Source organism: Coriobacteriaceae bacterium (assembly GCA_025992855.1).
In the GTDB taxonomy this organism is placed as follows: domain Bacteria; phylum Actinomycetota; class Coriobacteriia; order Coriobacteriales; family Coriobacteriaceae; genus Collinsella.
This window is the reverse complement of the sequence record DAJPGB010000001.1, coordinates 147,592-171,776: the sequence shown is the minus strand read 5'-3', so window position 1 is coordinate 171,776 and position 24,185 is coordinate 147,592. Positions and strand designations below refer to the sequence as shown.

At 56.8% G+C, this 24,185-nt stretch carries 22 protein-coding genes; 18 read left to right on the top strand and 4 right to left on the bottom strand.

Going from position 1 to position 24,185, the window contains the following annotated elements:
- The first annotated feature begins 123 nt into the window (after positions 1-123).
- From OIL88_00790 to OIL88_00750, 9 genes are all read left to right on the top strand, one after another.
- A complete protein-coding gene (locus OIL88_00790) occupies positions 124-1,050 on the top strand; it encodes an ABC transporter transmembrane domain-containing protein (protein HJI70928.1) in 927 nt (308 codons plus the stop codon).
- A 2-nt stretch (positions 1,051-1,052) separates the two neighbouring features.
- Positions 1,053-1,544: an ATP-binding cassette domain-containing protein gene (locus OIL88_00785; protein ID HJI70927.1), complete on the top strand. Its 492-nt coding sequence runs from the start codon at positions 1,053-1,055 to the stop codon at positions 1,542-1,544.
- 120 nt (positions 1,545-1,664) lie between these two features.
- Positions 1,665-2,201 (top strand): hypothetical protein, encoded by a 537-nt coding sequence (locus OIL88_00780; protein ID HJI70926.1) that lies wholly within the window; start codon positions 1,665-1,667, stop codon positions 2,199-2,201.
- Positions 2,202-2,209: 8 nt separating this feature from the next.
- The gene (locus OIL88_00775; GenBank protein HJI70925.1) at positions 2,210-2,539 is read left to right on the top strand and encodes a helix-turn-helix domain-containing protein; all 330 of its coding nucleotides are present in this window, start codon (positions 2,210-2,212) and stop codon (positions 2,537-2,539) included.
- 701 nt (positions 2,540-3,240) lie between these two features.
- Entirely contained in the window at positions 3,241-4,161 is a 921-nt protein-coding gene (locus tag OIL88_00770; GenBank protein ID HJI70924.1) for an ABC transporter ATP-binding protein, read from the top strand.
- A complete protein-coding gene (locus OIL88_00765; GenBank protein ID HJI70923.1) occupies positions 4,161-4,979 on the top strand; it encodes a hypothetical protein in 819 nt (272 codons plus the stop codon). The genes OIL88_00770 and OIL88_00765 overlap by 1 nt, the downstream gene beginning before the upstream one ends.
- Positions 4,976-5,764, top strand: coding sequence for a hypothetical protein (locus OIL88_00760; protein HJI70922.1), 789 nt, complete (start codon positions 4,976-4,978; stop codon positions 5,762-5,764). Before OIL88_00765 ends, OIL88_00760 begins: the two co-directional genes overlap by 4 nt.
- Before the next feature lie 345 nt (positions 5,765-6,109).
- Positions 6,110-7,129 carry an SPASM domain-containing protein gene (locus OIL88_00755; GenBank protein ID HJI70921.1) on the top strand — a complete coding sequence of 340 codons (1,020 nt, stop codon included), beginning with the start codon at positions 6,110-6,112 and terminating at the stop codon, positions 7,127-7,129.
- Positions 7,113-8,747, top strand: coding sequence for an ABC transporter ATP-binding protein/permease (locus OIL88_00750; GenBank protein HJI70920.1), 1,635 nt, complete (start codon positions 7,113-7,115; stop codon positions 8,745-8,747). The genes OIL88_00755 and OIL88_00750 overlap by 17 nt, the downstream gene beginning before the upstream one ends.
- Positions 8,748-9,644: 897 nt before the next feature.
- On the opposite strand, the gene OIL88_00745 is transcribed toward OIL88_00750, so the two are convergent.
- Entirely contained in the window at positions 9,645-10,163 is a 519-nt protein-coding gene (locus tag OIL88_00745; protein HJI70919.1) for a hypothetical protein, read from the bottom strand.
- 142 nt (positions 10,164-10,305) lie between these two features.
- Positions 10,306-11,604, bottom strand: a complete 1,299-nt coding sequence (locus tag OIL88_00740) for an ATP-binding protein (protein ID HJI70918.1) — start codon at positions 11,602-11,604, stop codon at positions 10,306-10,308.
- A 294-nt stretch (positions 11,605-11,898) separates the two neighbouring features.
- Here OIL88_00740 and OIL88_00735 point away from each other — a divergent pair, with 294 nt between their 5' ends.
- Positions 11,899-12,210 carry a hypothetical protein gene (locus OIL88_00735; protein HJI70917.1) on the top strand — a complete coding sequence of 104 codons (312 nt, stop codon included), beginning with the start codon at positions 11,899-11,901 and terminating at the stop codon, positions 12,208-12,210.
- An 88-nt stretch (positions 12,211-12,298) separates the two neighbouring features.
- On the opposite strand, the gene galE is transcribed toward OIL88_00735, so the two are convergent.
- Complete coding sequence (gene galE, locus OIL88_00730; GenBank protein HJI70916.1) at positions 12,299-13,360, bottom strand: UDP-glucose 4-epimerase GalE; 1,062 nt, start codon at positions 13,358-13,360, stop codon at positions 12,299-12,301.
- Between the two features lie 267 nt (positions 13,361-13,627).
- On the opposite strand from galE, the gene OIL88_00725 reads away from it, so the two are divergent.
- A complete protein-coding gene (locus tag OIL88_00725) occupies positions 13,628-14,833 on the top strand; it encodes a hypothetical protein (GenBank protein HJI70915.1) in 1,206 nt (401 codons plus the stop codon).
- A gap of 222 nt (positions 14,834-15,055) precedes the next feature.
- Here the strand turns inward: OIL88_00725 and murB are convergent, their stop codons facing one another.
- On the bottom strand, positions 15,056-16,018 hold the full coding sequence (murB, locus tag OIL88_00720; protein ID HJI70914.1) for a UDP-N-acetylmuramate dehydrogenase: 963 nt from the start codon (positions 16,016-16,018) through the stop codon (positions 15,056-15,058).
- 183 nt (positions 16,019-16,201) lie between these two features.
- Between murB and OIL88_00715 the strand changes: the two genes are divergently transcribed.
- The 7 genes from OIL88_00715 (at position 16,202) to OIL88_00685 (ending at position 24,152) form a co-directional block, all read left to right on the top strand.
- The gene (locus OIL88_00715; GenBank protein HJI70913.1) at positions 16,202-17,230 is read left to right on the top strand and encodes a LacI family transcriptional regulator; all 1,029 of its coding nucleotides are present in this window, start codon (positions 16,202-16,204) and stop codon (positions 17,228-17,230) included.
- Positions 17,231-17,434: 204 nt separating this feature from the next.
- Complete coding sequence (locus tag OIL88_00710) at positions 17,435-19,963, top strand: phosphoketolase family protein (GenBank protein HJI70912.1); 2,529 nt, start codon at positions 17,435-17,437, stop codon at positions 19,961-19,963.
- 412 nt (positions 19,964-20,375) lie between these two features.
- On the top strand, positions 20,376-20,867 hold the full coding sequence (locus OIL88_00705) for a hypothetical protein (GenBank protein ID HJI70911.1): 492 nt from the start codon (positions 20,376-20,378) through the stop codon (positions 20,865-20,867).
- Positions 20,868-20,902: 35 nt separating this feature from the next.
- The gene (locus OIL88_00700; GenBank protein ID HJI70910.1) at positions 20,903-21,670 is read left to right on the top strand and encodes a GntR family transcriptional regulator; all 768 of its coding nucleotides are present in this window, start codon (positions 20,903-20,905) and stop codon (positions 21,668-21,670) included.
- A complete protein-coding gene (locus OIL88_00695) occupies positions 21,655-22,368 on the top strand; it encodes a GntR family transcriptional regulator (protein ID HJI70909.1) in 714 nt (237 codons plus the stop codon). The genes OIL88_00700 and OIL88_00695 overlap by 16 nt, the downstream gene beginning before the upstream one ends.
- A gap of 281 nt (positions 22,369-22,649) precedes the next feature.
- Positions 22,650-23,711 carry an SIS domain-containing protein gene (locus OIL88_00690; protein HJI70908.1) on the top strand — a complete coding sequence of 354 codons (1,062 nt, stop codon included), beginning with the start codon at positions 22,650-22,652 and terminating at the stop codon, positions 23,709-23,711.
- A gap of 21 nt (positions 23,712-23,732) precedes the next feature.
- Positions 23,733-24,152, top strand: coding sequence for a PTS fructose transporter subunit IIA (locus OIL88_00685; GenBank protein ID HJI70907.1), 420 nt, complete (start codon positions 23,733-23,735; stop codon positions 24,150-24,152).
- Positions 24,153-24,185 lie beyond the last annotated feature (33 nt).

Sequence of the window (24,185 nt, the reverse complement as noted above, 5' to 3'; positions counted from 1 at the left end):
CTCATGTCGGTGAATTATGCTCTCTCGTGCGTCATGCCCGCCTTAAACGGTGGGTTTGTAGATTTTCTCGTGACGAATAGGGATCCATCTCGCGTCGTATGATTTGCAGCCTTTGTTGCCAGCATAGGGATATCGGCATCCTTCATGTCGTATGCGATGGGCGTGAACGTATCGCGCGTCATTTTGGAGATGACTACGAGACTGATGGGGGCCACGTGTGAGTCGTTTGAACGAGGGCCCTTGGAAAAGGGGGAGCAGGCGGATTCATCCTATACAACGCAGAGGGTGTATGCGGATTCGAATGCGGTGTCATCGTTTGTCGTGAACAACTTCCTGACAATCGGGCTTAACATCGTTCTGATTGTGTTTATTTTCATCATTCTGTTTTCAATTAACCCGGTGTTTCTGGCGTTAAGTACATGTTCGCTTGGGGCATACTTCATTTTATTTAGGGTGTTGAAAAAGCCGCTGTACAACAGTTCGCTTGCGAACAAAGAGGGGTTGAGCAAGCTGTTCGCATCCGTGAGCGGCGAGCTGTCGCAGTTGTTTGACATTAAGTGCGATGGGGCATATGACCAGAGTGCCCGTACGCTCAAGGGGATATTCGAGGGGTACTACCCGATTTACATGAAAGCAAGTAGGATCTCGAATCTGGCCACCTCGAGCGACGGCCTGATCTCATCTGTGTTCCGGGGAGCGTTGCTTGTGATCTCCGGAATGGAAATATTAAGCGGAAGAATGAGCATTGGCGAGTTCACAATGGTGAACCCGTATTACTCGATGGCGTTCGGATGCTTCAAATATTATTTGAATTATTTCAAATCATATCAGGACGCGAGGGCCTCGTTCGACCGATTGGAGGCTCTGTCGGAAGGCGCCGAGGACCGCGGCACCATCTCGGTTGGGCACGTGGAGAGCATATCGTTGTCCAACATCGCGTACCGATATGCGGGAAAGCCCTACTTGTACCGCGATCTCTCCGTGGAGGTCGAGAGGGGGAAACCTATGCCATTACCGGGCCGAACGGATGCGGCAAAAGCACGTTTCTGAAGGTGCTTCTTGGACTATATTCTGCTGGGGGGCATCGGACTTTGGGGTCGGTGCCATATGAAGAGCTCGATATGGAGACGATCCGACATGACCTGTTTGCGGTGTGCCCGCAAAAGCTCTTTATTCCGAATGAAACGGTGGAACACTATCTTGAGAGGGCATCGATTCGGGGAACGGGCGAGCATCTCTGCGAGCTTGTGCCGAGTTTCTGCCGAACCGTCGAATCGTTAAAAGGTAAGAATTGTAGGGACCTTTCTGGTGGAGAGTATCGGAAGCTAAGGATAATCTCAGCACTTTGCAGGCAACCGGAAGTGCTTGTGTTTGACGAGCCGACGAATGATTTAGACGAAGAAAGCCGTCGGGAGTTCACGGAGTATGTCTCTCGAAACCCCTTTAATCAGCTAATTCTTGTTGTAAGCCACGATCAGGATTTGATTTTGGCATGCGATAAGAAACTGGATTTGAATTTCGACTCGAAAGATGGGCAATGCTGATGAGAAACGCTTGGAGTTCGGGATTGCGCGGCGTGAAGCGACCCTCTTCTTATCGAGTTCGTTACAATGTAGGAAAAACAGTAAGTAAGAAGACCTCTGATTGCTTTAGGAGGAGCTGTGGTGAATAGCGCCCAGAAGATCGATAAGTCCATCCAGAAGATGATGACTCTCGGAAGAAGGCTTGGGATTCTGTTTACGGCGCTGTTTATAGCGGTGTGTTGCTGTTCGGTGGTGGTGGTTATTTCCATTGGGCTTATGGCTGCTCAAGGAAACCTATATGATCCATCAAAGACGGTTTCCGTAGTGGTTCCTTTGATGTATCTTCTGATTTCCGGAGGGGCCACATGGACCCTGCGGGGAATCAGCATGGACATGGCTCATGGCGAATCGCCCTTTACCCTTTCGCATGCTCGAAGAATCTCGATTATCGGGTGGCTGTTTGTTGCAGCAGCAATAGGTGACCTCTTGTTTTCTCCGGGGTTTCTTTCGATAGTGATTGGCCCCTTCGACTTGCTGGGGAACGCCTATTCGATGTTTGAAAACCTGGCCCTGCCCATAGATATTGGTGCTGTGCTGGGGGCCGTTTGCTGCTTCTCGATTTCTGCGATATGGCGCTACGGAGCTCTGCTTCAAGACCAGACCGAGGATTTGGTGTGAGGGGCGGCATGGACTATCTGATTATTGAGCTTGAAAGCTTATTGCTTCGACGCGGAAAGACGAGTACGGATATCATTCGGGCGACCGGGCACACACCGGCAAGTATCTCAAAAATACGAAATGGCAAGGTGAAGGCAATTAGGTTAAAGACATTGCTGGATATTTGCGTAGAGCTTGATTGCCAGCCTGGCGATCTTATTAAGCGCGTCAACGAAAGAGAACTTGAGGAACTGGCGACGCGGCGCGCCCGCAACGCGCTGAGCAGGGCGACCGCGACGGGTGATGACCCGGTCCTGGAGTCAGATCATGTTTACGTGGTCGATCTTAGAGACGACTGAGGCTGGAGAATAAAAAAGTATTGAGCAGGTGCAGCCCGTGAAAACAACGGTTTTCACGGGCTGTTCATTCAACGTCCTGCAGTGGCCTGTATTTCTCGCCGCGTCACTGGGGAACGAGAGAGTCATTTCCTGTGCTGGATGCAGGGGGGTGCTTACCTTGTGTAATATATAAATAAGCTTATATTGAAATATGACACATATCGAATTAGAATAACATTATCAATTCGGTATGCAAGGAAAGGAGGGAGAGATGGATTGGATTAACGAGCCGGAGGAAGGCGTTGCACCCGCGTGCGGCAACTGCTTCTTCTACGCGCACGGGGGATGCACGAAGAGGTGCCCCAATCAGTCCTGCACGTTCCGTTTCTAGGGGGCAGAGATGAACTGGCTTTCTACCGCGAAAGGAGGGGAATGAAATGGAATGGATTACCGAGCCGTCAGCCGGGGCTGAGCCCATGTGCAACAATTGCTTCTTTTACGCGCACGGCAGCTGCAGCACCAAGTGTTCTTCACAGGCGTGCACTATCCGCTTTTAGCGGATAGTGCACGCCGTACGGCGTGCACAGACTGTTCAAAGATATTTTGGCCAGCAGCGCCTGAGGGGCGATGTGGCATTGCAATATGGGGGGCGAACCGACGTTACCTATAACCCCGCACAATTGCCATGTCGTCCCTTTTTATTGACGGGGAGGATGTCGTCCATGCGGGAAGTCCCAGTTGAATTGCGTGCCATATCCAAGAGATATGGCGGGTTTGAAGCGGTTAAATCAGTCTCGTTCTCTTTAATGGAAGGCGAGCTGTGTGCACTCATTGGGGAGAATGGTGCCGGCAAGAGCACGTTAATTCGATTGATCACGGGGCTTTCGGAGCCATCGTCAGGAACGATCTCGATGTTTGGGCAAACCGGGAGACGTGAAATACGGAGCTGCAGGGAAAGGCTGGGTTATATGCCCGACCTCAATGCTTCGTATCCTAATCTGACCGCGCGAGACAACTTGGTCGTTCGCTGTATTGAGTGGGGGCTTCCCACCGATCGTTCCATCGACGGTGTGTTATCAACCGTCGGTTTGGGGGAGGCCGGCGGGAAGAAAGTGAAGAACTTCTCAATGGGAATGAGGAGGCGTCTCGATCTGGCCATAGCGTTGCTGGGCGATCCGGAGCTGTTGATCCTGGACGAGCCGACAAACGGCCTGGATCCGATGGGGATAGTCGAAGTAAGAAAAATCCTTACGCATCTTAACAAAGATCAAGGTAAAACGATTCTCGTATCCAGCCACAATCTTGAGGAGATGCACAAGCTGGCAACTGATTACCTCTTCATAAGTCATGGTCGCCTCATTCGAAGGATGACCGCACCTCAGCTGGAAAAGTCATGCCGCGGTGGTTTCGTGTTGCATGTGGACGATCTGGAGCGAACGAGATCGGTTCTCGGAGATGAGACCTCACATTCTTTTCTGCCGGACGGCAGCGTCCTTATGCGCTATGAGGAGAAAAAGGAAGGGCGGGGCGTTGCAATCGAAGCGCTCTCGACCGCAGGTGTGAGGGTTGCGGAGGCGTATTCTCATAGGAAGAGCCTTGAGGAGTTTTATTCGGAGCTCATCGGTCGAGAGAGCGAGCTGTGATGAAACGCGAGTTCATCTCAGCTTTTCGGAGCGAGGTATGGTTGCTCGCCAGGCACCCGGCGACCGCTCTGATGATTGCGCTTGCGGCTGTGCTGTATGTGGTTGCGGCTGCGACTTCGTCTGAGGTGCTGATCATGGTCGCCGGTGATGACCCGTATACGCTTGGAGGGGCTATAGGTTTTATTGGAAACCTAGTGGATGCAGGGGACGTTTTGGGCTCTGTTGCCCGGACGTCTTTTGCGTCTACAGTGGTCTGGATTCCGGTGACGATTCTCTACGCGGTTTACGCTACGTCGAGAGACTTTGAATCCGTGGCTTACGCCGTATCGAGATCGCGAGGGGTGTCGCAGGCGGCGATTGTGATCACGAAGCTGTTGGTGAACTGCACTCTGGTCGGTGCCGTGTATCTTCTTTCTACGACTGCGCTGTATTTAACCAAGATGGCCCAATGGGATGTTGGGGCCTCGTGCTCAGGGTTTGCCCAATTTGTATCGATTGCGCTGATGATCGCGCTGCTGCTCATTTCGATGTACGCCGCTACCTTCGCCCTGTATTTGCTCACGAGGAGTGTGGTGGCGAGCAGCGTCGTTGCAATAGCGGTTTCGATATTTGTGATGGTGTGGTTCCCAAGTACATACGGAAGCGGTCAGCCCAGCTTGCTGCTCATGCTCTCGCCCGTGTATTACCTGATGAACCTGTGTTCCCTGAGTATGCAGAATGTTGGTGTAATTCAGGTTTTGCTGTATGCGGGCGGCACTGTGCTTGTGTCGGTTGGAGTTGCGCTCGTCTCGCTATTTGTAAGGACGGCGGTTCGATGAATCTTGGGATGTCGGTCAGGGCGGAACTGTTCCGCGCAAGGAGAATGAAACTCGCCGTGATAATAGCGCTGATGTATTTGGGCATCGCGGGGATTTATGTGTTTGCCGGGTCCGGCGCATGGGTCTCCGCAGGGGGAGAGGGCCAGTTCTTTGGCTTTTCCGCCGATCCGGGCTATCTTTTCTCGATAGGGGTTGGGCCAACGGGTATCTCTTCCTGGCTAAGTGTCGTCTCCATGGCGCATACGGTGTTCTTCCCAATCGTCTCTGTTGTTGTGGCGGGGACGCTATTCGGTGATGCGACGAGCGTGTCGGCAAGGGGAGTTTCGATTGCTCGGGGCTTCCGCAGCTGGCAGCTGTTTGCGGCAAAGACATTGGCTTGCGAAGTGTATACGCTGTGCCCCTACATCGTGTTTACTCTCGGTGTCGCTGCGGTCTTTGCCGTGTGCTCCGGAAGCGGTCTAGACAGCCTTACGGTTGGTAATGTGACCTCGGCACTCCTGTCGAATATCGTTATAGACGCCGCTTATACGCTGATGGTTGCGGTTGCATATGAGGTGTTCAGGATCAGATCTCTTGTGTCGGGAGCCTTGCTGGTCGCAACGTTCGCGGGCCTTGTTATCGCGATGAGTTTCCCAACCGTTTTACCCCCGGTTCACATGGCTTATTGGATGAGGGCGTGCGGGGCTGCCGGCGGGACGGTCCTGATGGCTGCATGCGGCCATGCGGTCATCGTGTCGCTCGCATGTCTATTGCTGCTTTCGTGCAGTTTTTATCGAAGAAGGTAGTGCGCTGGCGTATGCGCAGCGTCTGAGGGTCGATATGGATTTGATTGGAAATGGAGATGGTGCGAAGTGAAACTGTCGCAATTTAATGTGGTGCATGAACATAACGGAAGTCTTCTTATCATGAATGCGCGAACCGGCGGCATCCTGTCGTTAAATCCGGAATACGCGCAGAAATTCTAAAGGATTCAAGAAGGGGACGTTCGGGATGCCGATGATCTTGTCGCGGAGCTGATAAGGGGAGGCATCCTAGTCAATGAGGAGAGGGACGAGCTTGGGGAGATCAGGTTGCAAAGTCGCGCCGCGCGCTTTGCGAATACTGCTCTGTCCCTTACCATTGCGCCAACGATGGCTTGCAACTTTTGCTGTCCCTACTGCTATGAAAAGGGACAGGCGTACACGACGATGGGCGAGGAGGTTTTGACACAGCTCTCCAAGTTCGTGAAAGATTACTATCCTGGTATCGCAAGTCTCTCAGTTGGATGGTACGGCGGCGAGCCTCTGCTCGGAATGAAGATGATCGAACGGATTACGTCGGATCTGAAAGATGTCGTGGGGCCAACGTGTGAATATTCCGCATCGATAGTGACAAATGGCTATCTGCTGACGCCTGATGTTGCAAGGAGGCTCGCGGCATGTGGTGTGACGAGCGCGCAAGTGACTATAGATGGATCGAAGTCGGATCACGATTCGAGGAGGATTCTTCACGACGGAAGCCCTACATACGAACGTATTCTCAAGAACGTCAAAGAGTGTGCCGACATCATCGATATTTCGATAAGGAGCAACGTCGACAAGACCAACATCGAGGCCGCTCAAGAGCTATTGGATCATCTCGAGCTAAATGGCCTGATGAATAAGGTTCACTTCTATTTAGCCCCTGTTGACGATATCAATCAGGTATGTGCGAACGACAGCCACTGCTTTACTGTAAAAGAGTTCTCGTATGAGGAGACTGAGTTTTATAAAAGGGCAATTGCGCGGGGCTTTAAAGTTCAACCTTTTGGTGGGACGAATTTCGGGATATGTTGCGCCGTTGGAATCAACTCGTACGTGGTTGATCCCGTCGGAGATTTGTATAAGTGCTGGGATGACATTGGAATGAAGGAGCGGAGGGTCGGAACTATTTTCGAGCCGCCAATGTTGAGCAAGAACATGATTAACTGGATGGCATATGAGCCGGATGACCCGGAATGCCAAGAGTGCTTTGCTTTTCCCATGTGCATGGGAGGGTGCCCCAACCACGCCTTAAACGGTGAGGGGAAACGTTGCGTTTCCTTCCGGTATGATGCCGAGCAAAAAATGCTGCTCTCCCAGATGATGAATACGGCAAAACGGGGTGCGGGGCAAAATGAGGCTGATGCTTAATCTCTGTAGAAAATATATACTGGGCGGTCGATTCTACGCCTATCTTGTCGTAACAGTTTTGGTCGGGCTGCTTGCGCTTGCGGGTCCCTTTCTTACCGGCATAGTGGTAAACCGATTGGCGATGCCGGCCAGCGCCGATCTTGCCGCCGTTCTCGTTTGTTGCCTTATTTTGGTTGCGGTCCAAGCGGTTCGAGCGGGACTAGTGTATTGCTCAGAGATGCTGTACATCAACCTTCAGTCGCATGCGGGGTTCGGCTTAAATGCGGATACGCTTGAGCACGTGAAGCACCTTCCCCAGGCATTCTTCGAGGGCTTCAACGCGTCGTATTATAACCAGCAAATCAATCACGACGCTAATGACCTTGTCATCTTCGTAATCAACTCGGTTGTGGGGGTTTCAAGCAACGTTATCACCCTTTTGTCCGCCCTGTTTGTTCTCGGTAGCCTGAATATCAAGTTGAGTGTGGTCTGCCTTGTTCTTGCGGCAGCGAGTGCCGCTTTTTATGCGGTTTCACGCGCAAGGCTGTTTGAGAGAAGTTTTGACGTACAAGAGCAGAGCGCGAGGTTTTTTTCCTGTCTACAAGATCAGTTGGAGAAAGTTGATTTCATCCGCAAACATGCTTTGTTCGATAGGTCCCGCGCTGTACTGGTCGAAGCTTTTAATGGGCTCTATCCAACGATGAGAGCAAATCAGGAAGTAGGGTCTAGATTTACCTTTGGCAACGCGTTGGTCGCTTCCGCCGCTCAAGGATGTCTTCTTGCTGTGGGCGCGGTTGAAGTGATGGGCGGGAGACTGTTGCCTGGTTTTCTCGTGACCGCTGTTGGATATTATTCGAACTTAAGCTCAGCGGTACAGTATTTGTTGGGCTGGGGAAGGGATTACCAGACTAATCGCGTATGCTATGAGCGGCTGAAAAGAATTTGGGATGTCCCGGTGGAAGCGAATGGCAAATTGGCGCTTGGTCCGATTGAGGAAATCCGTCTAGAGAACATCAAGCTACGTTATCCAGGGGCGGAAAGGGTCGCGTTAAGCATTGAGGGGCTCGCGTTTTCCAGGGGTCGGCTATATGGAATCTCGGGGCCGAATGGTTCGGGGAAGAGCTCGCTGCTGTCAGTGATATTGGGGCTATATCCAGATGACACAGAAGGGGCCGTTCGCTACAACGGGGTGTCACAGCGTTGCATCGATCGATATGCATTGCGGCGGTGTCGAGTCAGCATTACGGAGCAAGAACCCCCTATCGTTGAGGGGACGATTCTCGATAATCTTACGCTGCTTTCTGATGATTACGAGATGGATAAGCTGAATCGGATGCTTGTCATATTGGGGCTAGACGAAATGGTTGCTTCTGTGGAGAACGGGGCAACGGCGATGCTTGACGGCGGGAAAGGAGGGGTGTCCGGCGGCGAGAAGCAAAAGATTGCAATTGTGAGACAGCTGTTGAAATCGCCGGACGTTATGCTTTTTGATGAACCGACCTCAGCACTTGATGCGAAGAGTCGAGGCGCGCTGATCAAATTGCTTCATGAAATTAAGAGAGACCATATTGTAATCGTTGTCACTCATGACGAGGAGATGCTTGCCGCCTGTGACGAGGTCATTTCGACGGCTGGATGATTATCGGATTGTGGCGTTGAAGACCAAGAAACTTGAAATGGCGTGGGCTCTGGGTAGGTCTCCACGGGTACGCCGTCGGTGCTGTACTCGACCGCCCGGCAAGAAGGTTTTATAGCGTGTTTCCCCAGAGAGGTCCCTTTGTCCGGTAGTGGCGAGGGGAGCCTCTCTTTTGCTCACCTCTTGCGGCGGAGGGGGACACCATGCGCCTATGCAGGACAAACTGCGCGTTCTTGTCGAATGATGGGCTATGTGTAGAGATGATGGTCTCGGGTAGAGGCCGTGTCGCGCTCGGCTGCGATGAGCCAGGCAATTCAATCTTCATCCGGGAGGGCCTTGGCAAGACAAGCAGGGCGAAGACCTTGGCGACGTTCGGGAGCCGTGTGGCGCCCGGCTCCACGCTCATCCACGACATGGAGCCGGGCGCCACACGGCTCCCGTCAACAATCTGTCACTGAAGAGCCAGCACTACAACGCGAAGCTGCTCAAGGGCGTTCCCGACGGTCAGAACCCGCTGGGGCCCGTGAACCGGATGCGCTACTTCATGCAGTGCTTCCTGAGGGCTCATCCCGGCTCCAACCGGGACGACATGCGGGGCTGTGGCTATGAGTCCGCCCGAGGACAAGCTTGAGAAGGTCGCGATGGTGCTCGATCGGGCAATGCGATACCCGAAAACGCTCAGGTTCAGGCAGTTCTATGCAAGAAAGCCCAGTTCAGATGAGTTCGACGAGCAATATTTATCAACACAGTGCAAGGGGGGATTATATTTGTATTTCATCCGTGTTGAGCTTCACACGGTGCGCGACTCATCGCAAACTGGCGGGCGCAGCGGAAAGAAAACCGACTGCAGACGAACGATCGATACCGGGAGCAAATAGCCACCGGATGCTTTTCGGTCTCCTACGCGTCGACCTCCGCGATTTCTTCTGCGTCTCGCCAAGTTGAAAGGAGCGATGTCGAAAACTCCTTTTCGGTTAGCGTCAAGACATCCTTCACGCAAAAACCTTTCAATTTGTCAGGAAGCCCAAAACGCGCTTTTTTCCTAATCGAGCTGGCAACCCGCTTCAACGCGGTCTTGTTCTTGTCCTCGTTGTATACCAAAACAAAGACGCAGTGCTCGCGAAACCATCTCGTCCTCTTTCCCCACAGGTCCGAGCAGATCAAAACGCTGTCCTTGCACTTCTCGATGAGGGCGTCCCTTTGGCCAAGATTGATACCAAGCTCTTCGTCATCCTTGGGATTGAGCCTCTTCCCCAGCGTCTCCTTCAGACTGCCGTTTTTAAATTCGACTAGATATAACGTTTCCCGATCGCAATACAGCGCATCGGCGGAGCGCGGGAGTTGCATCCACCTATTGACCTTCTTGCAGTAGCATTCTTTAACAGAGTCAAAATTGACAACAGGCAAATCGTCATCCACAAGAGAGACGCTCCCGTCTCTGGATGTTTTGGAGATGGTCGACGTGCAGTCCCTTAGGATACAGGTCCTGCAACGGGAGCAACCATCGCTGCCATCTGGCACCACGGGAGAGTTCGGATGAGGGCAGGAGGCGCACAGGTCGCTACTCAAGGCCGTACTCCTCCCTCTCAAGCGTATCAAAAGGAGCCGCCAGCTTCTCGTAGGCGACCTCAGTCGAGCCGGTTATTTCGGCAAAGCGAGAGCGTCCATCAGCGCAGGTCTCCGCAAGATAATATGAGCACAATCCATCAACAGCGTGCTTCTTAGAATACACTTCGATCGCATTCAAGAAATATGGACTATGGGTGCTCATTAAGACGTGCATCCCGAGCTCTTTCTGGAGCAGCACGATTATCTCGGCGAAGGCCAGCTGCCATGCAGGATGAAGATGAATCTCGGGTTCATCGAGGATAATAGTCCCTCCGGCATCTAGCGCGCCGGACTTCAAGAGCACCTTCATGATGGCGAACGTCTTCAAGCCAGCAGAAAGGTTCCCAGGCTCCAACCCCCGAGCGAAGCCCTCTTCGAGATACGTAAGGTGACCGCGACTTTCGCTCCTCTCGAAATACCCCGGACATAAGGAGGAGACCTTGTCCATGAGAACCTTCAGGTGCCGCTCCTTCGCGATCTCGTCGAACAGCGAGGACTCGCTGTCATCGTTACGGACGGTCGCCTGAATCAAATCTTGCCGCAGCTCCTCCTGGTGTCCAAGGAGGGGCCTGAACCGAAAAGCGGGGCCGTAGGGCCCTCCGAGAGAATCGATCAGGAACGGGTCGTCCAGATAATGCGCCCTGAATCGCAAAACCCTCCTATCGTGCACCTCCGCCACCTCGTCACCTGCAACCGAGAAAACCGTAGATGCGTCCTTTATCTGGAGTTCGACCTTCCCGGGCTCTTCGCCGAAAACCGAATTGATCTGGCCGTTGAACTCGCTTTGGAACCTGTTTGTCGCAATCGCACGAAATACCTCATCATCGGAGATATCCATGATCTCGATAATCTGATCGGCAACTCCTGCTACGCCATTCGTGAAATCGGATTCGATCTCACGGGAGATCTCCTCCCCGTAATACTCCTTTATCTCATCAATAAGCTCGTCCCTCGTGCACTCGCCCGAAAAAACCCTGTCGATGAAACCATTCATTCTTCCAGCAGTTCGCCTGTGGCGAGACGTGGAGTCGAGAGGGCCTCCCACATATGCCTTCCTGATGGCGCGTTCAACACTATTGCGCCTCATGCGGTCGATTTTGTTCTCCGAATCGGACATGCTGTTGAAGGCCGCATAAAGCGCTTTTCCAACCGTGCTTTTCCCCGTCCCGTTCTCCCCGGCGATCACGGCAATGCCATTAATCTCGATATCGGCCTCAGCGACCCTGCCGATGTTTTTCACCTTGATTTTCAATGCATATCACCAGCTCTAAACTCGCGAGACTCAATAGCTCGATTATCGCACAGGGAGATCGACTTCTCGAGGACTCCCTAAATGGAACGCGCGGGGAGGACATGGCTCGCCGCCGTCCGCTTTGCGTTCGCGCGGGGAAGGGTGACGACCAGGGGCCTCTCCGGGCTCATCAAGAGGAGCGCCGGATCCTCCTCGTCCATTTGAACTGTATTGTATCCCAGGACACTTGACTTAGAGGAATGGCGTTGAGCGGCGATAATCGTTTCAGCGCCAAAAAGAAAGGAGTGTTCAGTCATGGCAGATAGGCTCTCCTGCACAGCGGGGCACCGCACCGAGGACGCAGACTTCGCCGTCGCGTCGGGGAAGCCCATCGCCCAAGTGGCCGCCGACCTCGGCATCAATGAGAAGATCCTGGGAAGATGGGTGACGGTCAGAAAGAAGGAACTGGCCAACCACCCGGTCGCGGCGGCCGCGGCCAAGACCGAGACCGCCGAGGTGAGGGCCGCCCGCAAGTGCATGCGCGAGCTCGAGCTCGAGAACGAGTTCCTAAAAAGCCCCGACCTCACATTGGAGGCCGGGGCCAGTAGATTTTTGGGACATGTCTAGAAATCTACCCATGCGGGAAGCGGCATGTGCCGAGCATGTCGCGTGCTAGGTTTTGAGGCATGCCACAAAACCTAGCACGGGGGAGTGGCTACTCGGCGTCGGCGAAGCCGTTGGGGTTGTGGCTCTGCCAATTCCAGCTGTCACGGCACATATCCGCGATATCGTACTGGGCCTTCCAACCCATCATACGTTCGGCCTTGGAGGCATCGCACCAGTTGGCGGCGATGTCGCCGGCACGGCGCTCGCGGATCACGTAGGGCAGCTCCTTGCCGCAGGCCTTGGAGAAGGCGGCGACGACCTCGAGTACCGAGGTGCCGGTGCCGGTGCCCAGGTTAAAGATCTCGACGCCGGTCTTGCCGTTCATCCAGTTGAGGGCGGCCACGTGACCAGATGCCAGGTCGCAAACGTGGATATAGTCGCGCACGCCCGTGCCGTCGGGAGTGGGGTAGTCATTGCCAAAGACCTGAACGGCCTCGAGCTTGCCCACGGCAACCTGCGCGACATAGGGCACCAGGTTGTTGGGGATGCCCTTGGGGTCCTCGCCGATCAGGCCCGACGGATGGGCGCCGATGGGGTTGAAGTAGCGGAGCAGCACGACGTCCCACTCGGGGTCGGCGGTGTGAACGTCCATAAGGATCTGCTCGATCATCCACTTGGTCCAGCCATAGGGGTTGGTTGCGGGCTTCTTGGGGTCTTCCTCGGTGACAGGCGGGTTGTCCGGGTCGCCGTAGACGGTCGAGGAGCTCGAGAAGATGATGGACTTGCAGCCATGGTTGCGCATGACGTCGATGAGCACCAGGGTGTTCTCGATGTTGTTGTGGTAGTACTCGACGGGCTTGCTCACCGACTCGCCGACGGCCTTAAAGCCGGCGAAGTGGATGACGCGGTCGATCTGATGGGTGTCGAAGATCTTGTTCATGGCCTCGCGGTCGAGCACGTTGGCCTCGTAGAAGGTGAGGTTCTTGGCAGCCTCTTCGCCCACGATGGTCTTGACGCGGTCGACGGCGACGGCGCTGGAGTTGGAGAGATCATCGACGATGACGACCTGGTAGCCACCCTCGAGCAGCTGAACGACGGTGTGCGAGCCGATAAAACCGGCGCCACCGGTAACGAGGACGCAGGTGTCTTTGGGGTCGAGTGCTTTGGACATGTAGTCTCCTATCGAATCAGGAACACTTCTTCAGGGGAGTATAGCGCAGGCAGGGACGCCCAAATCGTGCGCTGTAGGAAAAGCAGAGGATTGTGCTAACGTACTCATCAGAAGAGCTTGCGTACGCATAACCTGATCTTTGGCATTTGCTTACGAGCCGCCGACCTTGTAGTTTCCTGCCGTTCGTGGAAATCGTTGGGACGCGCCATATGTACGCTAATATGTATGAGTTGAGCGACATATAAATAAGCATGTAACGGAGTACATATGTCACCAAACAGCGATTCCATCCTTTCCCAGGAGCTCTCGCGCCGCACTGCCCTTAAGGCCCTGTTCGGCGCCGCTTCTGCGGCAGTTCTTTTCGGCCTGCCCACTCGCGCCCATGCGGCGGAGGCTTCCAAAGAAACCACCGATAAATTGAATGCCGCCCAGGCCCAGCTCGACGAGGTTCAGGCCCAGCTCGACAGCATCGCAAATGAGTATGCGGCGCTGGCCAACAAGAATGCCCAGACCCTCAACGACATTGAGAATGTCCAGGGCAAGATTGACGACACACAGGCCCAGATCGATGAAAAGAAGGCCGAGCTCAAGAAGAAGCGCAACGACCTTTCCGATCGCGTGGCCGCCAGCTACAAGTCCGGCGGTACGAATATCCTGTCGCTGCTGCTGGCCTCTGGCTCGTTTGAGGAACTCGTCGCCAACGCGCATTACGTTGAGAAGATCAACAAGAGCGACCGCGATGCCATCGAGGATATCCAGACGATTCAGGCTGAGCTCGACGCGCAGAAGACCGAGCTCGAAGCACAAAAGGCCAACCTGGAGAAACTCAAGGACCAGCAGACGGCTCAGATGCAGGATATGCAGGCCAAGCAGCAAGAAGTCCAGACCGTGCTGAACGGTCTTTCCGACGACGTCAAGGAACTCATGGCTCAGCGCGATTCCGAGATTCTCGCTGCCGCCCAGGCCGAGGAGGCCGCTAGGAAGGCGGCTGCGGCAGCCGCGGCCTCTGCGAACACGGGCTCTTCTTCGGGTGGCTCGAGCTCGGGTGGCGGCTCGTATGCCGGCGGCACCCCGCAACAGACGGGCGGTTCGGGCAAGCAGCAGGCCGTCGTCAATGCGTGCTACTCGACGCCTTCTCCCGGCCAGGGCTGGTGTGCTGCCTGGGTTACCAACGTCTTCCGCAATGCCGGCGTGGGCTATTTTGGCGGCAACGCGTGTGACATGTTCAACGCCTGGTGCTATAGCTCCGACCGCTCGGCGCTGCAGGTGGGCATGATCGTGGCCGATTCCTCGCACAGCGGCACGGGTGCTCCGGGCCTTATCTACGGTCATGTGGGTATCTACGTTGGCGGCGGCATCGTTATGAGCAACGAGGGTGCCATTACGTCTAAGTCGCTTGATTCGTTCATTAGCTTTTATGGTACTGGCTCTGGCGTGCGTTGGGGCTGGCTTGGCGGTATTGCGCTGTCGTAAAGCCGACTGGGCCGCGTGCCCGCCCGCAATATATTTGATTGCCTGCTCGGGCAGTCCTGCGCAAGACGAAGGCCACATTAAGTGGCCCTCTTTGCGTGCGGAACTCGCGATCAATCAAATATATTGCGGGCGGGCACGCGGCCCTCTCGGGTTCGGGGCGCGACACACCGGACTGGTTGTCTGAATTAAAGAAAGTGAAGGCCCCTTTCGGGGCCTTCTTTTTTAGAGGAATTCGCCTACTCGGTGGACTTCGGGTTCTAGGTCTACGTCGAATTGGTCTTTGACGGTTGTTTGGATGTGGCGGATGAGTTCGTCGACGTCGGCGGCGGTGGCGTGGTCGGCGTTGACGATGAAGCCGCAGTGCTTTTCGCTCACCTGCGCGCCGCCGATGGCGTGTCCTCGCAGGCCGGCGTCCATGATGAGCTTGCCGGCAAAGTAGCCCTCGGGGCGCTTGAAGGTGGAGCCGGCGCTCGGCATGTCGAGCGGCTGCTTGTCCTCGCGGCGTTGGCGGTAGTCGTCCATGTCGGCCTTGATCATCACGGCGTTGCCCGGGGCGAGATTGAAAGTGGCCGAAAGCACGATGAAGCCGTCGTCGGCGATGCGGCTCTTGCGATAGCCCAGGTTGAGCTCATCGACATCGAACTCGATAATGCTGCCGCTACCGCGGGTGCCGTCGTCGAGCATGCGGGCGGGCTTGTAGACGCGCGCGGACTCCAGCACATCGGCCATGCAGGCACCGTAGGCACCGGCGTTCATGTAGCAGGCGCCGCCGACCGATCCGGGAATGCCCGAGATGGGCTCCATGCCGGTGAGACCGGCCTCGGCTGCCGCCGCGGCGACATCGGAAAGCAAGGCGCCGGCTGCCGCCGTGACGTGCGTGCCGTTGACCGTAATGTCGGAGAGGCCCTCGCCCAGCGCTACGACGACGCCGCGGATGCCCTTGTCGCCGACGAGCAAGTCGGAGCCGTTGCCCACGATGGTGAGTGGCAGGTCGCAGCGATAGCAGGTATCGAGCGTGGCGACGAGGCCCTGCTCGGTATCGGGCGTGACAAAGACGTCGGCCGGGCCGCCGATCTTAAACGTGGTGTGCTCGCGCATGGGCTCGCTCATCAGCACGTTGTCCTCGCCGGCAACGCCAGCGAGCGCGCACAGCAGGTCCTCGTTAAAAAAATCGTTCTCGTGCATACGAATATCCGCCTTTTGGTGGTCGTTGTCATCAATCGATTGCAATATACCCCACCCGGACGGATTTGGTGCGCTGGCGGCGATAAAACAGCCGTCCACCGGATTGGTAAAGTGTTTATCACCGAGGTAGAGGGGTAGTCGCTATACTTTCAAGAGATTGCGCGTAAACCCGGAAGGAGCGAGATGGCCAACAAAGTCACCCTCAAGCAGATCGCCCAGGAGGTGGGGCTTTCCCCCTCGTCGGTCTCGCTTGTTCTTAATAATCGGCCCTGTCGCATCTCGGAAGAAAACCGCAAGCTCATCAAAGAGGTCGCGGCGCGCAACCACTATGTTCCCAACCAGATTGCGCGCAGCCTGGTCATGCGCGAGTCGCGCACGCTGGGCCTTATCGTCCCTAACATCGAGAGCCGCTTTTTTGCCTCGCTCGCCGGTAGCCTGGAAAAGCGCTGCCGCGAGGACGGCTATGCGCTCTTCATTACCAGCTCGGGCGGCAGCGCCGATGACGATCTGGAGCTGCTGCGCCAGCTGGTGACGCGCGGCGTTGATGGCGTCTTTCTGGTGGTGGGTGACGAGTTCTCCGACGACCGCGCCCTGCGCGAAGAAGTCAGCCATCTGCCCATCCCGGCGGTAATGGTCGACCGTGCCATTGAGGGGCTCGAGTGCGACAAGGTGATGTTCGACCACGAGATGGGTGGCTACATGGCCACCCGCTATCTGATCGAGCAAGGTCACCGTCGCATCGCCTGCTTGGTTAACGCACGCCGTTCCAATACGGGTCGCAAGCGACTTGCCGGCTATGAGCGCGCTCTGCGTGAGGTTGGCCTGCCGATCGACGCGCGTTTGGAGTTTGAGAGCGAGTACTACATCCCGAGCGCATACGAGGCCTCGGAGGCGGTGCTCGCAACTGACGCCACTGCCGTGTTCGCAAGCTCGGATAACATTGCCCTCGGTTTGCTCAAGCGCTTGCACGAGATGGGGAAGAGCATCCCGGGCGATATCTCGGTGGTGAGCTATGACAACTCGGCGGCCGACGTTCTCTTTGAGCCGGCGCTGACCGCCATTGAGCAGGATCCTGGTGTCCTCGCGGAGCATGCTTTTGGCTGCATGTCCAAGCGTCTTGCCGGTAGGGGCGGCAGGCGTGCCGAAGAGGTCGTTCTGGAGCCGGAGCTTATCGTTAAGGACAGCGTGCTCGAGCTTACTAAACACAACTAAACACGTTTATCAATTTGCAGAGACCGAATGTGGAGCACCTGTGACGGGCAATGCCGCAGGTGAATGTCGCGTTTTGCTAATCGATGGAATTGATAAGGGTGCTAAAACGTTTTTTCACCATGATAAAACGTTTTAGCAAATATACTAGTCCCAACGAAAGGTTGCCGTATCGGAGGGCGACCGCACAGCGAAGGGACATAAACAATGGCTAAAACACTGGGGACGCCGTGGCAAAAGCTGGGCCACGAGGTGCCGGCTTCCGAGCTCGAGGGCGTCGACCTGTATTGGCGCGCATCGAACTATCTGTCCGTCGGTCAGATCTACCTTCGCTCTAACCCGCTAATGCGCCCCGACTTTGTCGACGAGAAGACCGGCGAGACGCGCGACTTCGGTCGTCCGGACGTTAAGCACCGCCTGGTTGGCCACTGGGGTACCACGCCCGGCATCAACTTCCTGTTTGGTCACGTCAATCGTCTCGTTGCCGACCACAGCCAGAATGCTATCTTCTTGATGGGCCCTGGTCACGGTGGCCCCGCCGGTACTGCTCAGTCGCTGCTCGACGGCACCTACCGCGAGATTCGCCCCGACATCACCAATGACGAGGCCGGCCTGCAGAAGTTCTTCCGCCAGTTCTCCTATCCCGGCGGCATCCCGAGCCACTTTGCGCCCGAGACGCCCGGTTCCATCCACGAGGGCGGCGAGCTCGGCTACACGCTCAGCCACGCCTACGGCGCCGTTATGGATAACCCGAGCCTGCTGGCCGTGGCCGTGGTGGGCGATGGCGAGTCCGAGACCGGCCCGCTCGCGACCTCTTGGCAGTCCAACAAGCTCGTGAACCCGGCAACCGACGGTATCGTCCTGCCGATCCTGCACCTCAACGGCTACAAGATCGCCAACCCCACCATCCTTGCCCGCGTGTCCGACGAAGAGCTCACCAAGTTCTTTGAGGGCATGGGCTATAAGCCGCACTTCTTTGTCGCCGGCTTTGACGACGAGAGCCACGCAAGCATTCATGCGCGTTTCGCTGCCCTGTTTGAGCAGGTCTTTGACGAGATCTGTGACATCAAGGCCACCGCGCAGGCCCAGGCCGCCTCAGGCGAGACCGTGGTCCGCCCGGCCTACCCCATGATTGTGTTCCGTACGCCCAAGGGCTGGACTTGCCCCAAGCACATCGACGGCAAGAAGACCGAGGACTCCTGGCGCGCACATCAGGTGCCGCTGGCGAGTGCCAAGGACACCCACGAGCACTTCCGCGTGCTGCGCGAGTGGCTGCGTTCCTACAAGCCCGAGGAGCTCTTTACACCCGAGGGCCAGGTGCGCCCCGAGGTGACGGCCTTTATGCCGACCGGCGAGCTGCGCATCGGCGCCAACCCCAACGCGAACGGCGGTAAGGTGCGTCGCGAGCTCGAGCTGCCCGATGTTCATGCCCACGAGGTCCCCGTCGCAACTAAGGGTCATGGCTGGGGCTCCACCGAGGCCGCCCGCGTCTTTGGTGAGTACACTGCCGACGTTCTGGCCAAGAACATGGATGACTTCCGCATCTTTGGTCCCGACGAGACCGCGTCCAACCGCCTGCAGGCTGCCTACAAGGTGACCAAGAAGCAGTGGGACGCCGGCTTCTACGAGGACGAGGCCAACGACGAGCTGCTGGCTGGTTCCGGCAAGGTCGTCGAGCAGCTGTCCGAGCATCAGTGCGAGGGCTTCCTCGAGGCCTATGTGCTCACCGGCCGCTCCGGCGTGTGGAGTTCCTACGAGAGCTTTGTCCACGTGGTCGATTCCATGGTCAACCAGCACTGCAAGTGGCTCGAGGCCACCAAGCGCGAGATTCCGTGGCGCGCCCCCATCAGCGGCCTCAACATTTTGCTGTCGAGCCACGTCTGGCGTCAGGACCACAACGGCTTCTCGCACCAGGACCCCGGCTTTATCGACCTGCTGCTCAACAAGGCCAACGATACGCATATCGTGAACGCCTACTATCCGGCCGACGCCAACATGGCCCTTGCCGTGGCCGAGCGCGTCTACCAGTCCACCGACTGCGTCAACGCCATCTTCTGCGGCAAGCAGCCCGCCCCGACCTTCCAGACGGTCGACGAGGCCAAGGCCGAGCTTGCCGAGGGCGTTGCGACCTGGAGGTGGGCATCGACTGCCGACTCGCTCGCCGAGGCCGACGTCGTCGTTGCCACCTGCGGTGACGTGCCGACGCTCGAGGCCCTGGCGGCAACCGATATGCTGCGCGAGCTGGGCATCAAGGTGTGGTTCGTCAACGTGGTCGACCTGCTCAAGATCCAGAACGTCTGCGAGAACGACCTGGCCATCAGCGACGAGCGCTGGGCCGAGCTGTTTGGCTGCGGCGAGAAGCCCGTGCTCTTTGCCTTCCACGCCTATGCCGGCACGATTCGCCGCCTGATCTGGAACCGTCCCGGCCACGACGCCTTCCGCGTCCACGGCTACGAGGAGAAGGGCTCCACGACGACGCCGTTCGACATGCTGCGCCTGAACAACATGGACCGCTGGGCTCTTGCTGCCGACGTGCTGCGCATGGTCGATGCCGATAAGTTTGCCGGGCAGATCAGCGAGTGGGAGGCCTTCCGCACCGAGGCCTTCGAGTTCGCCTGCGACGAGGGCTACGATCACCCGGCCTTCACCGACTGGGTCTGGCCGGACGCCGCTGCCGCAACCGCAGCCGACGGCGCACTCTCCGCAACCCAAATGACCGCGGGCGACAACGAGTAGCATCCGGGACGGTCTCGCGCTGGGGCCGCCTCCGGGCGGGTTACCTTGCTCTGGGAAGTGGGCTTCGCGAACTTCCCGGAGCAAGGTAACCCGCCCGGAGGCGGCCCTCTCGACCGTTTCGATCTGCGGGGCTGATATATTTTTAAAGCAATGGGGCCATGGCTGTTGTGGCCTTGGAGGTAGCGCATCCTCCTTTGGTCAGCCTGCTTTACATTGCTGGGGCCGGGGTGCCTGCTTTGTTTTGAGAAGTTCGCGAAGCCCACTTCTCAAAACAAAGCAGGCACCCCGGCCCTCGTCCGTTATCACCCCGCTGAGCGAGCTAAAGACGCCACGCACCGATATGGCAAAGTGCTAGCTTGAAATTGGTGCTATATTCGGCTTGAGTTGTTTAATGCTAGTACGGGAGGCTGATATGGGGCTGTTCAAGAAGAAAAACCCGCAGGATGCCTTTGATCCCGATGTGTTTACCATCACGGATACGATTCTGGACCCGCCGCGGTTTACGTTTTTGCCTGCTATCTACCAGGATTCCACGCGTCGTAAGTGGGCTGTGCATCAGCGCGGTGCGCAGCCAAAGATTTTTGACTATGCGGATGTGCTGCAGTGCGAGATCGTTGAGACTGGAAATCCCGAGGATGTGCCAGAGCTCAGCAATCGTGAGCTCGCTCAGCAGATTCTGATTAATCCAGCTCAGGCTACCAAAAATAACGCCGCCAAGCGTAATATGTGCCTTGGTATGGGTGTCATCGTTGCCGTGCAAACCGGCGAGGATGAGATTTCGAAGCTTGAGATTCCGGTGACCGTGGGCGAAGTCAAGCGAGACTCCGGCCTGTATCGGTCGTATCGGAACGTTGCGGAACAGATTAAGGAGGCCTTCGACGCCATGGGGTGTTCGGAGAAATGATGCCCGCAGCATCAAGCGGTTGAGGAGCCTTGCCCATGTCGAGCGAACCATATGCGATTCCGCCCAAAGATCGCGCTTTTGAGGGCATTCTTTGGTATATCAAACACTATGACTTACAGGGTGGCGATCGGTTGCCTGCCGAGCGCGTGCTCTGCGAAGAGCTGGGCGTATCGCGCACGGCGCTTCGTGCTGCCATAACGCGCCTTATATCGTGTGGAACCTTGGAGAGCCGTCGTGGCTCGGGCACCTATGTGTGCCCGCCCAAACCGCTGAACATTTTCCAGGAAACGTGGAACTATACCCAGGCCGTCGAGAGGGTCGGCTCAAAGTCCACCGCACGCCTGATATGGTCCAAGGTCGTGTATGCCGATATCGATTTGGCTCAAAAGGCGCAGATCGATCTGGGCATGCCGCTCTTCTGCATTCGACGCGTTCGCGTGGTCAATGGATCCCCCGCATCGATCGAGACGGCATACGTCAATCTGTCTTTATGTCCCTCGCTTCCCGATCACGATTTTGAGCAGGAGAGCCTCTACGACGTTTTGCTCAAAGAGGGAAATGTCCATGTGACGCACGGCAAGGAGCATATCTCCATCAGCCGCCTGAACGCCGACGAGGCCAAGCTGCTGGATGCCCAGGAGGGCACGCCGGTGTTTTACAAGGCGTCTCACGAACGCGACGAGAACGACGGCTTTGTCGAGTATTGCAAGTCCGTGATTCTGCCGACCAAGTATCGCTTTGCCGATAACGGCGAGGCGGACGGCGTTGCAACGAAGGTGGGTGTCGAATGGCTGAAGCGGTAGGGGACCTGCCGGTCTACAAACAAATCCGCCGCTGTATTGCGGAGCGGATCGAGCGCGGCGATTATCCGACGGGTTCGATGATACCGTCCGAAAACGAGCTTGCCGAGGAGTTTGGCACCACGCGCCTGACAATTCGTAGCGCCATGGACGAGCTGGTCAAGAGCGGTCAGATTCGTCGCGTGCAGGGCAAGGGCGCCTTTGTGGGGCATAAGTGGTTTGATGAGCACGTTCGCAAAGGCGGTTTTCGCCAGACGGTTTTGGCCTCGGGCGCGACGCCGTCGGTGCGCATCCTCGCGCGTTCCAAACGCTATGCCGGCCTGTACTATGCCGACCTGTTTGGTATCGCCGAGGACGATTTGCTTTACTCGGTGCGCCGTCTTAACTGCATCGATGGCGAGCCCGTGTCGATCGAGATGACGCTGATTCCGTGTCTGCTGTTTCCGGGTATCGAGGATGTCGATATTTCGGTTTTCAGTCTGTATGAAACCTATGACATGTTGGGTCGAAAGCCAGATAGATCGATTGAGAAGCTCGATATCGAAGCTTTGGGCGCACGCGATGCGAGCCTGCTCAATCTTGAGCCAGGAGATCTGGCGCTTGTGCTGGAATGCTTGACCTACGATGCGAGCGGACAGGTCATCGAGTACGCCAAATCCTTCACGCGCGGTGACGCCGGCGGTTACACCTATATTTACTAATTGGATGGGCGCGTCCTTGGCATGGCTGGGGCGCGCCCAATTACGTCAGGTTTGTGCGCCCCTACGACCGATGGGCGGGAAAAAGCGACCGTCCACCGAAGAAGGGACGTTATAGCAAAAATCGGTATCAAAAAGTAATTAACCTGTAGTCGTTCACTGGTATTAAGAACCCTTGAATTGTTGAGCTTTGGCCAAGATGTCCACAAGGTTAAGCGGTGCGACGGGGCGGCAAGCCCGTTCATTCCGTGCGACAATTCAAACTGCTCGTGAAAGGAGCGGGAATGAAGGAGACCGAGAAGATCGAGATCATGCACTTCGACCAGGAGGGCTACCTCGAGGACGGCAGGAACGTCTACGAGGCCGGCAAGAAGATGACCGCCCTGGCCGACCGCGTGCACGAGGAGGGCTACGACGCCGTCTTCCTGATGGGCGTCGGCGGCACCTGGGACGAGTTCATGCAGCTCGAGTACCTCATGAACAAGTTCGGCGACCGCGACCTCGAGGTCTACCTGATCCACGCCGCCGAGTGGAACGTCATGGGCCACAAGCGCATGACCGACAGGTCCGTCGTGCTGACCGCCTCCGAGTCCGGCACCACCCCCGAGGTGCTCGAGGCCGTCGGCAAGATGAGGGAGATGGGCGTGCGCGTCTTCGCCATGACCAACCCCGAGGGCAAGATCGGGCAGGCCGTGGGCGCCGAGAACTGCGTCATGATGGCCTCCGACCACGGCGCCGGCGGCTGCGAGAAGGGCTACTACCTCGCCGACTGCTTCGGCCTGCGCCTGCTCAACCGCCGCGGCTGCTTCCCCAAGTTCGACCTGTTCATCGAGCAGACGAAGGACGTCTGGAAGGACATGCTCGACATCCGCAAGCGCTTCGAGCCGCGCGCCGAGGAGCTCGCCAGGAAGTACGCGCTGGCCGACTACACCATGTTCATCGGCTCGGGCGCGCTGTGGGGCGAGACCATCCTGTACTCCATGTGCCTGCTCGAGGAGATGCAGTGGAAGCGCATCCGCCACATCACCTCGCACGACTTCTTCCACGGCACGCTCGAGCTGCTCGAGCCCGGCGTCCCGGTGTTCCTGTTCATGGGAGAGGACGAGTGCCGCGCCCTCGACGAGCGCGTCCGCGCCTTCCTCACCAGCGGCGTGACCGGCGACGAGGACTACGTCATCATCGACACCGCCGAGTACGCGATCCCGGGCCTGGACGACGACTTCCGCGTCATCGTGTCGCCGTGGATCCTGTCCGTGCTGACCACCGACCGCCTCTCGCGCAACTACGAGCTGGTCACCAAGCACAACCTCAAGTACCGCCGCTACTACCACCAGTTCGACTACTAATTTCATTTGGGGGAAACCGCAATGAGGCAATACATCTTCGCCAGCCACGCGCATTTTGCGACCGGCATCAAGGAGAGCACCGAGCTGCTCTCGGGCGCGCGCGATAACGTCCACGACCTGTCGATGTTTGTCGACGGCCGCACCGACGTCGCCGAGGAGGCCGCCAAGCTCCTGGCGACCTTCGACCCCGCCGACGACGTAATCGTGTGCACCGACCTGTTTGGCGGCAGCGTCAACAACGAGTTCACCAAGATCGTCCAGACGCGCCCCAACACCTACCTGGTTGCCAACATGAATCTGCCGCTGCTGATCCAGCTGCTCTTTTCGGACCAGGAGGCTCCCGCCGATCAGGTTATCCGCGAGATCCTCGCGGCTGACGACACGCGCGTCAAGTTTGTCAACGACCTGCTGACCGATGCGGATGACGAGGAAGAGTTCTAGTCACCGCCTGCTATTAATGGGGCCGGGTTTCCG